At 63.3% G+C, this 10,268-nt stretch carries 10 protein-coding genes; 1 reads left to right on the top strand and 9 read right to left on the bottom strand.

What is annotated here, in order from left to right:
• Positions 1 to 618: polyphosphate kinase 2 (locus ABIV12_RS12035; protein WP_348059570.1), on the top strand; the 618-nt coding region annotated here is incomplete at its 5' end.
• Positions 619 to 905: 287 nt separating this feature from the next.
• Here the strand turns inward: ABIV12_RS12035 and secF are convergent.
• From secF to ABIV12_RS11990, 9 genes are all read right to left on the bottom strand, one after another.
• On the bottom strand, positions 906 to 1,844 hold the full coding sequence (gene secF, locus ABIV12_RS12030) for a protein translocase subunit SecF (protein ID WP_348059568.1): 939 nt from the start codon (positions 1,842 to 1,844) through the stop codon (positions 906 to 908).
• A gap of 14 nt (positions 1,845 to 1,858) precedes the next feature.
• A complete protein-coding gene (gene secD / locus ABIV12_RS12025) occupies positions 1,859 to 3,772 on the bottom strand; it encodes a protein translocase subunit SecD (RefSeq protein ID WP_348059566.1) in 1,914 nt (637 codons plus the stop codon).
• A 66-nt stretch (positions 3,773 to 3,838) separates the two neighbouring features.
• Positions 3,839 to 4,174, bottom strand: a complete 336-nt coding sequence (gene yajC / locus ABIV12_RS12020) for a preprotein translocase subunit YajC (protein ID WP_348059564.1) — start codon at positions 4,172 to 4,174, stop codon at positions 3,839 to 3,841.
• A gap of 190 nt (positions 4,175 to 4,364) precedes the next feature.
• Positions 4,365 to 5,489, bottom strand: coding sequence for a tRNA guanosine(34) transglycosylase Tgt (gene tgt, locus ABIV12_RS12015; RefSeq protein WP_348059562.1), 1,125 nt, complete (start codon positions 5,487 to 5,489; stop codon positions 4,365 to 4,367).
• 70 nt (positions 5,490 to 5,559) lie between these two features.
• The gene (queA, locus tag ABIV12_RS12010) at positions 5,560 to 6,600 is read right to left on the bottom strand and encodes a tRNA preQ1(34) S-adenosylmethionine ribosyltransferase-isomerase QueA (protein ID WP_348059560.1); all 1,041 of its coding nucleotides are present in this window, start codon (positions 6,598 to 6,600) and stop codon (positions 5,560 to 5,562) included.
• 90 nt (positions 6,601 to 6,690) lie between these two features.
• Positions 6,691 to 7,293: a response regulator transcription factor gene (locus ABIV12_RS12005; RefSeq protein WP_348059558.1), complete on the bottom strand. Its 603-nt coding sequence runs from the start codon at positions 7,291 to 7,293 to the stop codon at positions 6,691 to 6,693.
• Between the two features lie 75 nt (positions 7,294 to 7,368).
• Positions 7,369 to 8,529: a sensor histidine kinase gene (locus ABIV12_RS12000; protein ID WP_348059556.1), complete on the bottom strand. Its 1,161-nt coding sequence runs from the start codon at positions 8,527 to 8,529 to the stop codon at positions 7,369 to 7,371.
• 156 nt (positions 8,530 to 8,685) lie between these two features.
• Complete coding sequence (locus ABIV12_RS11995; protein ID WP_348059554.1) at positions 8,686 to 9,456, bottom strand: ABC transporter permease; 771 nt, start codon at positions 9,454 to 9,456, stop codon at positions 8,686 to 8,688.
• The coding region (locus ABIV12_RS11990) for an ABC transporter ATP-binding protein (protein ID WP_348059552.1) at positions 9,453 to 10,268 on the bottom strand (816 nt) is incomplete at its 5' end. The genes ABIV12_RS11995 and ABIV12_RS11990, both read right to left, overlap by 4 nt.

The raw sequence follows: 10,268 nt of genomic DNA, 5'->3' as shown, positions 1-10,268 counted from the left end.
AACGAACCCCTGAACGCACGCTACACCCGCATTGTCGCGCTGCCCAAACCCAGCGACCGCGAATCGACGCAGTGGTATTTCCAGCGCTACGTGGAACATTTTCCGGCAGCCGGGGAAATCGTGCTGTTCGATCGCAGCTGGTACAACCGCGCCGGCGTCGAGCACGTGATGGGCTTCTGCACCGACGAGCAGTACGAGCGGTTTCTCACCGACTGCCCTGCCTTCGAGAAGATGATCACAGGCGAAGGCATCATCCTGCTCAAGTACTGGCTCGCGGTCGACCAGCAGCAGCAAGACGAGCGTTTCGAGGAACGCGCGACGGATCCGCTGAAGCGCTTCAAGATCTCGCCGGTCGATCTCAAGGCGCGCGAGCAGTACGCCGACTATGGCAAGGCGCGCGACATGATGCTCGCCGTCACGAACACGCAGTGGGCGCCGTGGTACGTGGCGAACTTCAACGACCAGAAGCGCGGGCGGCTCGATGTGATCGCGCACCTGCTCAAGCAACTTCCCGAACGGGCGCCGCCGGACAAACCACTGAAACTGGCGAAGCTCAAGGGCAAACCAGGGGTCGAGAAACTTTCGGATGAAAGCCTGTGGATTCCCGAGCGGTATTGAGCGGGTGAAGGGTCGCATGCATCCGCATGGTTCTCCGCCTTCGCGGCACTGACCTCCATGAGGCACGAAGCGTGGCATGACGAGCGATTCCCGCTTTCGCGGGAATGAGGCAGCTGGTGCGTGATTGGCAGGCGCCGCGTGATTGGCAAGCGCCGCGTGATTTGGCGCTCGCTGCATGCGGCGTGGAGCAATTCCCGTCTTCGCGGGAAGAACGCGCAGTCGCGGTGAGTGACGCGCGTCGGTAACGCGCGTCAGTGACGCGCGTTACGACGGAAGGTCACAGCGCGTCAAGGACGGCGCGCGAGCTCCGGGTTTTCCTTGCTGACCGGCATCAGGTCTGTCTTCGAAACGCCGAGCCAGTAGAGGATCGGGTTGGCGAAGAAGATCGACGACAACGTACCGATCACGATGCCGACCAGCATCGTCAGCGCGAACCCGTGCACCGCCGGCCCGCCGAAGAAATACAGCGCTGCCATCGCCACCGCGGTCAGCAACGACGTCATGATCGTTCGTGACAGCGTCTGGTTGATCGCCATGTTGAGGATCGTGTACGGGTCAGCCTTGCGCGTCGTGCGGAACAGTTCACGCACGCGGTCGAACACAACGACCTTGTCGTTGATCGAGTAGCCGATGACCGCGAGGAGCGACGCAAGCACCGTGAGGTCGAACTCGAGACGCGTCAGCGCGAAGAACCCGAGCGTCAATATGGTGTCGTGGATTTCGCTGGCGATTGCCGCGATCGCGAAGCGCTTCTCGAAGCGGATTCCGATGTAGATCATGATGCCGAGCATCACGAAGATCGCCGCGACGATACCGTCGCTCTTCAGCTCGGAGCCAACCTGCGGACCCACGAAATCGTGACGCTTCATCGTCACGTCCGCGCGCTTCACCTTGAGGGCAGCCAGAACATCGCTCGCAACCTGGTCGCCGTTCTTCTGACCCGCTTCCGTTTGCATGCGGATCGATACGTCGCGCGTGCCGCCGAGACTCTGTACTTGCGCGTTGCGGAAATTGGCCGCCTCCAGCGCGCCGCGCACCTGGTCGATCTCCACCGGTTGCTCGTAGGTCGCCTCGACCAGCACGCCGCCGGTGAAGTCGAGCGCGTAATTGAAACTGCGCGCGGCGATCAGGCCGAGCGAGATCAGCATCAGAACGATCGAGATTCCCATGCTGACCTTGCGGCCACCGAGGAAGTCGATTTTGCTGTCCGGATTGAAAAGTTCCATGGGATCGCAGGGCCTTAAGGAGACGCGGTGCGCGCGTAGCCGCTGCCAAGGGAAAGACCCTTGAGCTTGCGACCACTGTGCACGAGATTGGTGATGGCATGGGTGACCGTGACCGAGGTGAACATCGAGGTCAGGATGCCGATGAAGAGCGTGACACCGAAGCCGCGGATCGCACCGGAGCCGAGCGTCATCAGAGCGAGCGCCGCGAGCAGATGGGTGACGTTGGCGTCGAGGATGGTGCCGAATGCCTTCTCGTAGCCGGCACGGATCGACGCGAGCGGCGTCGAGCCGTTGCGCAGTTCCTCACGGATGCGCTCGCAGATCAGCACGTTCGCATCGATCGCCATGCCGAGCGTGAGCACGATACCTGCGATGCCCGGCATCGTCAGCGTCACGCCGATCGCCGACATTACGGCGAGCAGAAGCACGAGGTTGAAGAACAACGCGATGTCGGCGATCAGGCCGAACACGAAATAATAGAGCGCCATGAATACGAGCACTGCGCCGAGACCGAGCGCGACGGCCTTGAAACCTTTCTCGATGTTGGCCTGGCCGAGGCTCGGCCCGATGACGCGTTCCTCGACGATGTCGGTGCGCGCGGCGAGCGTGCCGGAACGCAGCAGCAACGCCAGTTCGCTTGCGACCTTGTTGCTTTCGAGTCCGGTCGTACTGAACTGGTTGGAGAACACACCGCGGATGTTCGCGCTGTTGATCACCTCTTCAGTGACCTTGGACGTCCGCACTTCCTTGCCGTCGATGATCTTCACTTCCGGCGTATTCTCGATGTAGACGACCGCCATCGGCTTGCCGACATTCGCCGATGTGAAGTCGAGCATCTTGCGTCCACCAACTGCATTGAGCGACACCGATACCGCGGGTGTGCCGCTCTGAGGATCGGGCGCGCTCGACGCGTTCACCACTTCATCGCCTGTGACGATCACCTTCTTCTTCAGCAGGATCGGAATCGGCTTCCCGTCCGCCCCGCGTTCACGACGATGGTAGAGCTTGTCGTCCGGCGGAATGTTGCCGCTTTTTTCCGCTTCGAACGGATTGGCGTTCTCGTCGACCGCGCGATATTCGAGCGTCGCGGTTGCACCAAGAATCTTCTTCGCCTCTGCCGTGTCCTGCACGCCAGGAAGTTCAACCGCAATGCGCGAATCGCCCTGCTGCTGGATCAACGGCTCCGCGACACCGAGCGCGTTGATGCGGTTGTTGAGCGTCGCAACGTTCTGGCGAATCGTGTTCTGCGCGATTTCCTTGATTTTTTCCGGCTTCACCGACGCATTGAGCGTGAACGAATCGGCGACGTTCGCGCCGTTCGTGACCACGACGTCCGGCACCTTCGTTTCGATGGCGGCCCTGGATGCATCGCGATCCTCTGCGCTGCGCAGCTGCACGACCAGGCCCTGCGGACCGCGCCCAACCGACTGGTAACGAATGTTCTTCTCACGCAGCAGCGTCCGGATGTCATCGGTGTAGCGCTGTAGTTGCTTGTCCATCACGCCCTTGTCGTCGACCTCCATCAGGAAGTGGACACCGCCCTGCAGATCCAGGCCCTTGGGCATTTCTTTCGCGCCGATCGCGCGCATCCAGCGCGGCACCGTGGACACGAAATTCTGCGCGACGGTGTACTGGTCGCCGAGATCGTCCCGTAAGGTTTCCGCTGTCTTCGCCTGCAGCTCGTTTGCACCTGCCGGGAGCAGAACCATCAGATGATCGCCGTTGAGATCGATCGCCTGGAAGGCAACCTTTGCTTTCTCGAGGGACCCCTGAACCTGCTCCTTGAGCGCCTGGTCGACGGTCGCGCCGCGATTGGCGATCACCTGCACGCCCAGCTGCGGCACGAACAGGTTCGGCAGGCCGTAGAGCACGCCGAGCAGCAACACCACCACCACGAGCGCGTATTTCCAGCGGGGAAAATCGTTCATCTTGTAATCCAGTACGCCACGACATGATCCCGGCCTATGAAGGCCGGAAACCGCTTCAACCGAGTCTTACGCTGCTTTCAGGGTGCCCTTGGGCAGTACCTGCGAAATCGCATCCTTGCGCAGCTTCACGCGCACGTTGGGGGCGATCTCGAGAGTCACCAACTGGTCGGCGATGTCCTCGATGCGACCGAGCAGGCCGCCATTGGTCAGCACCTCGTCACCCTTGGCGAGCGCGGCGACCATCGTGCGAGTTTCCTTTGCACGCTTCATCTGCGGGCGGATCAGCATGAAGTAGAAGACGCCGAACAGCACGATCAACGGCAGGAACGAGATCAGCGGGTTCTGCGCGGGAACGCCGGGCGCGGCCGCCTGCGCATACGCACTAGCGATGAAAAAATCCATGGTTTCTCCAGCGGTTGCAGCGACCGGCGCGCAGAACGGGCCGGTCGAAAAGGTCGCGGATTATGCCATGACGTGACGGCAGGCGCATCGCCCTGCGCAATCGACGGCAGAACACGCGGAAAACAAGCCGTGACGTTCCGTTGTGGGCGCGCGGATCGAGAGCCTGCCGGTCACGCTGCGGGCGTCCAGCCTACCGGGTAGCGGGCGGGCTCTGTCGACGCTGCTCGTAGAAAAGCGCGACGAAGTCGGCGAGCGTGCGCGACTGGATGGCCGCACGCAGGCCCGTCATCAGCTCCTGGTAGTAGTGCAGGTTGTGGATCGTCGCCAGCTGCGGTCCGAGCATCTCGCGGCACCGGTCGAGGTGGCGCAGATACGCGCGGCTGAAACCCGAGCGGCAGGTGTAGCAGGTGCATGCCTCGTCGAGCGGTCGGGTGTCGCGCTCGTATTGGGCGTTGCGAATGCGCAGCACGCCGTGACGCGTGAACAGGTGCCCATTGCGCGCGTTTCGGGTCGGCATCACGCAGTCGAACATGTCGACACCACGCCGTACAGCCTCGACGATGTCCTCTGGCCGGCCGACACCCATGAGGTAACGCGGCTTGTCGCTCGGCAGCAGCGGCTCCACGGCTTCGAGCGTCGAATTCCGTTCGTCCTCGGGTTCGCCGACCGCGAGTCCGCCGATCGCGTAGCCGTCGAACCCGATGTCGATAAGCCCATCGGCGGAGCGCTTGCGCAAGCCCGGGTACACGCCGCCCTGGACGATGCCGAACAGCGCATTCGGATTCTTCGCCTCGTCGAATCCCCTCCGGGAGCGTTCGGCCCATCGCAGCGACAACTCCATCGAATCGCGCGCCTGCCGCTCGGTCGCCGGATACGGCGTGCATTCGTCGAAGATCATTGCGATATCGGAATCGAGCACGTGCTGGATGCGCATCGACTCTTCAGGCGACAGGAACACCTTCGAGCCATCGACCGGCGACGCAAACGTCACTCCTTCTTCGGAAATCTTGCGCTTGTGCGCCAGGCTGAAAACCTGGAAGCCGCCGGAATCGGTCAGGATCGGTTTGTTCCACCCGATGAAGCGATGCAGCCCGCCAAACCCGCCAATCACGTCGAGACCGGGCCGCAGGAACAGGTGGAACGTGTTGCCGAGGATGATTTCCGCCCCCACGTCGACGAGGTTCTGCGGCGTCATCGCCTTGACCGAACCATATGTTCCGACCGGCATGAATGCCGGTGTCTCGATCGTGCCGCGCTCGAAGGTGATGCGGCCGCGGCGTGCGGCGCCGTCGGTGGCTTGAAGGGTGAATTGCATTGCCGGGGCGTGGGAAAGAGGGATGGATACAGCATCGCAGGACGCGCGTGGTTTTACGATTCCCTCTCCCCTACCCGCGTGCGCGCCCGCCGGGCCACAACAGCATTGCGTCCCCATAGGAAAAGAAGCGATAGCGCTTTTCCACGGCATGGCGGTACGCAGCGAAGATGCGGTCGCGTCCGGAAAACGCCGAAACCAGCATCAGCAACGTCGACTCGGGAAGATGGAAATTGGTGACCAGCGCGTCGACGCTGGTGATGGAGTAGCCCGGGAAGATGAAAATCTGCGTCTCCCCGGCGAACGGCTGCAACTCGCCGTCACGGAGCGCCGATTCGAGTGCGCGCACCACCGTCGTGCCGACTGCGATGACGCGGCCTCCACTGTCACGCGTGCGGCGAATTTTCTGCACGAGTTCCGCGCCCACGTTCAACCATTCCCGATGCATCGCGTGATCTTCGATGCGCTTTGCACGCATCGGCTGGAACGTTCCGGCACCGACATGCAGCGTGACGTAGCCGGTGTCGACACCGCGTTGCGCGATGCGCTGCAGCAGCTCCTCGTCAAAATGAAGCCCCGCCGTCGGCGCCGCGACGGCACCGGCCGTGCGCGCGAACACCGTCTGATAGCGTTCGTCGTCGGCGGCGTCCGCAGCGCGATCGATATAGGGCGGCAGCGGCATCCGCCCAAGTCTCAGCAGCACTTTTTCCAGCGGCTCGGCCGTTTCGAACCGCAGCAGGAAGAACTCGCCCTCGCGGCCCAGCACGCTCACTTCGGTGCCGTCCTGAAGAACGATGCGCCCGCCCTCTTTCGGCTTCTTGCTGACGCCCAGTTGCGCGCGTGCCTCGTGCGTTCCCGTGACGCGCTCGATGAGGATTTCGACAGCGCCCCCGCTTGCCTTGTGACCGAACAGCCGCGCCGGCAGCACGCGCGTGTCGTTGAACACCAACAGGTCGCCAGGCTGCAACAGCCCCACCAGATCGGTGAACGTCCGATCCTCGAGCGCGCCGGAATCACCATCAACGACCAGCAGACGACTGGCCGATCGCTGCGGCAGCGGCGCCTGCGCAATCAGATCCGGAGGCAGGTCGAAATGGAAATCGGATTTGTTCAAGGCGGAAAGGTGGGATCGGGAATCGGACGAGCATCGCAGGACCGATGCGCTTTTACGAATCCGGAGTCTTCACATCCGAATCCGGGCTCGCTACAACCAGCCCTTCTGCCGCGCCAGCCGGTACGCTTCGATGCGGTTGCCTACCCCAAGTTTGCCGATTGCTTCCGAAAGATAGTTGCGTACCGTTCCCTGCGAAAGAGTCAGGCGCTCCGCGATCTCGACGGCCGACAGTCCTTCGCCCGCGAAGCGCAGCACCTGGCGCTCCCGGTCGTTGAGCGGATCGGCATCGGACCACGCTTCCACAGCCAGTTGGGGATCGATTGCGCGACCTCCGCGATGCACGGTGCGCAGCGCCTCGGCGAGTTGTTCGGCGGGCGCATCCTTCAACAGATACCCACCGACGCCCGCTTCGAGCGCGCGGCGCAGGAATCCGGAGCGCGCAAACGTGGTGACGATGACCACCTTGATCGGCAATTCGTGGCGCCGGATGCGCTGCGCAAGTTCAAGCCCGGTCAGCCCGGGCATCTCGATATCCGTCACCAGCAGATCGGGCTTGCACTGCTGGATCAAGCGCCATGCCTCCTCGCCGTCGGCGGCGGTCGCGACCACGTCGATGTCGGATTCCAGCTTGAGCAGCGCCGACAGCGCACCGCGCACGAGCGCCTGGTCTTCTGCGAGAAGGACACGGATCACAATGGAGGACCATCCCGAAGACGGCGCCGGAACGCGGCGCACACGCGACGGACTCTAGCGCAAGTCACGCGCGCATCATGCCGGCACGTGGAGCGGCGCGGCGATGGCAGTCACAGGTGGCAGCGGCATTCCCGCGATGAGCCGCGTGCCGCGGCCGCGTGCGGACTCGATCTCAAGGTGTCCCCCGAGAAGATGCAGGCGCTCGCGCATCCCCGACAATCCATTGCCCGGGACGATGGTCGAACCGATGCCGTTGTCCGACACCAGCAATCGCGCCTCGTCGCCATCGAGCACGATCTCGACACGGGCCTGCGTTGCTTGCGCATGCCGCTGGATGTTGGTGACCGCTTCGCGCACGGTCAATGCGAATACCGTCTCGATCTCGACCGGAAGCCCGGCCTCCGCTAACGCGTAATCGAGCCGGATGTCGCTCGATTCCAGCAACAAGCGTGCGGAGGCCAACTCCGCACCGAGCCCGGCGGTGCGGATGCCGCTGACCGCGCGGCGCACCTGGCCGAGGGCATCGCGTGCAACGCGCTCGACATCGACGATCTCGCGCCGTGCGGCAAGCGGATCGCGGTCGAACAATTTGACTGCAAGTTCCGACTTCAGCGTGATCAACGACAGCGTATGGCCGAGCAGGTCGTGCAGATCGCGGCCAATGCGCTCACGCTCGGCCAGCGCGCCGAGTCGCCGCACCTCGTCGTGGCTGAGCTTGAGTTCCGCCTGGCGCAGGCTCTTCTCGCGGTGGAAATGGTTTGCCGCCCCGATCGCGGTGGCAACGATCGCCGTGATGGCGACGGACAGCACGACGAATTGCGTCGGCCAGCTCAACAGCCACAGTTCGCCCGCATAGGCGATGAGGCCGGCAAACACGAGCGACATCGACGTGCGCAAGCCGAGCCCGCTGCTGCCGAGGAGCGCGCCGGCATAGATCAGGTAGGTATTGGAACTCGTATTGAAGGGCGCGAGCGCGAAACCCAGCGCGGCAATCGCCGCGATGGTCGCGAGCCTGCGCCAACCGCAATGTCCGTGCGCGTAAAAGTACATCGGCAGGAAAACGGCGACGCTGGCGAGCGTCGCCGGCAACCAGAAGTCGAGGCGGTACTGGCTCCAGTTCATGAACAGGAAGCCGAGATACAACAGGCTCCACACGGGGCCCCAGCCATGATCGGCAAGCTGTGAAGGCAACAACCGAACGCGGAGGCGGTTCATCGTGGTGCCAAACCAGGTCATCGGATTTCCTCGGCCACCAAAGTCCGCATAAGGCGCTGCATTCGGCTCCATCACAGGGTCGCGCGCAATGCTTCGAGCGTCAATGCAAGGACGCCAACCGTCGCGCAGATCCACAGGCGCAGGTAAAGGATACGCATCGTCGTTCACTCCGTTGGGTCAGCCGCGCGAAAGTCGGCGGCGTGCGAGGGCAAAAAACACGATCGTGACTGCCGCGAGAGCCGCGACATGCGGCATCGCCGCCTCACCCTGATTTTCGCCGACTGCGCCGAGCGCGAGTCGACCGAGGTGATACGCGGGCCACAATGGCGCGATCTTCGCGATGAATGGCGGCAACACCGCAAGCGGCATCCACAAACCGGACAGGAACGACATCGGCAAATAGATGAGGTTTGCAACGGCTGGTGCACCGCTGCCGCTGACGAGGCTGCCGATGAAAAGTCCGATTGCGCAGAACGGCAGCACGCCGGACACATCGACCGCCAGCAGGGTCAACCACGCGTCGGCAGGAAGGCGCACACCGCCGAGCGTCGTCGCCAGCACGCCGAGCATTGCAAAGATGATCGCCGCGAACACCATCGCCATTGCAAGTTTGGCGACGAGGTACGCGCCTGCAGGCATTGGCAGTGCACGCTTGTAAACCAGCCAGCCGCGTTCGCGATCCATCGCCACACTGACGCCGAAGCCGAACAGTCCCGGGCTCATCACGCCGAACACGCCATACGTCGCCAGCAGATGGATTCCGGCGTGCAAGTCACCATTGCGATTGGCGAAGAGCACGGCGAACAAGAGGTAGAACATCGACGGAAAAATCAGCGTTGGCATCACGAACGACGGTGCACGCAGCATCCGCACGAACTCGTTGCGGATTTCGAGCGCGTAGATGTGCGCCAGTGAAACCCGCGACGGTGAAATGGCAAGCGTGCTCATGCGGCCTCCCGGGTGATTTCGACAAACGCGTCGGCGAGGCCCGCGCGCTGGATTTCCAGTTCGCTCAGGCAGGCATCTTCGAACAGCAACTGGCGCACGACGACTTCAGCCGCATCGGTGACGATCTCGATGCGCTCGCCATCGCGGCAGACGCTGCGCACTTGCGGCCATGCGCCAATCGCATCGGTGGGCAGGGCACTGACGCAGCGGATTCGCCGCTGCGCAATCCGTGCGCGGATCTGCCGCACGCTTCCAGATGCAGCGATGCGCCCATGCGCGAGCACTGCGACGCGATCGGCGAGCGACTCGGCTTCTTCGAGGTAATGGGTTGTCAGCACAACGGCGCAACCCTCCGCGACCAGCCCACGGATGGTCTTCCACAGCGATTCGCGCGCTTCGATGTCAAGGCCGACGGTCGGCTCATCGAGAAACAGCAGTGCCGGACGTCCGCAGATTGCGAGCGCGAACTGCACGCGGCGCTGCTGGCCTCCCGACAGCTTTCCGTATCGGCGATCCATCAGGTCCCCGATTCCGGCCAGTCGAACGCACGCGTCCGTCGCCAGCGGCGCGGGATAATAGCTGCGCGTCTGCTGCATCAGTTCGCGTGGCTTGAGCGTGTCCGGAATTCCGGCGTTCTGCAGCATCACGCCGACCTGCCGACGCGCCACCAGGTCATGCGGCGATTCGCCGAACAGGCGCACCTCTCCGCAGTCGGGCTCAACCAGGCCGAGGCAGATCGCAATGGCGGTCGTCTTGCCCGCGCCGTTCGGCCCGAGCAGCGCCAGCAGCTCGCCGGAGCGGACAGAGAGGTC

It is taken from the genome of Dokdonella sp., from assembly GCF_039926425.1.
GTDB lineage: Bacteria > Pseudomonadota > Gammaproteobacteria > Xanthomonadales > Rhodanobacteraceae > Dokdonella_A.
The sequence above is the reverse complement of the archived record's forward strand: the minus strand, read 5'-3'. Positions and strand labels throughout refer to the sequence as shown.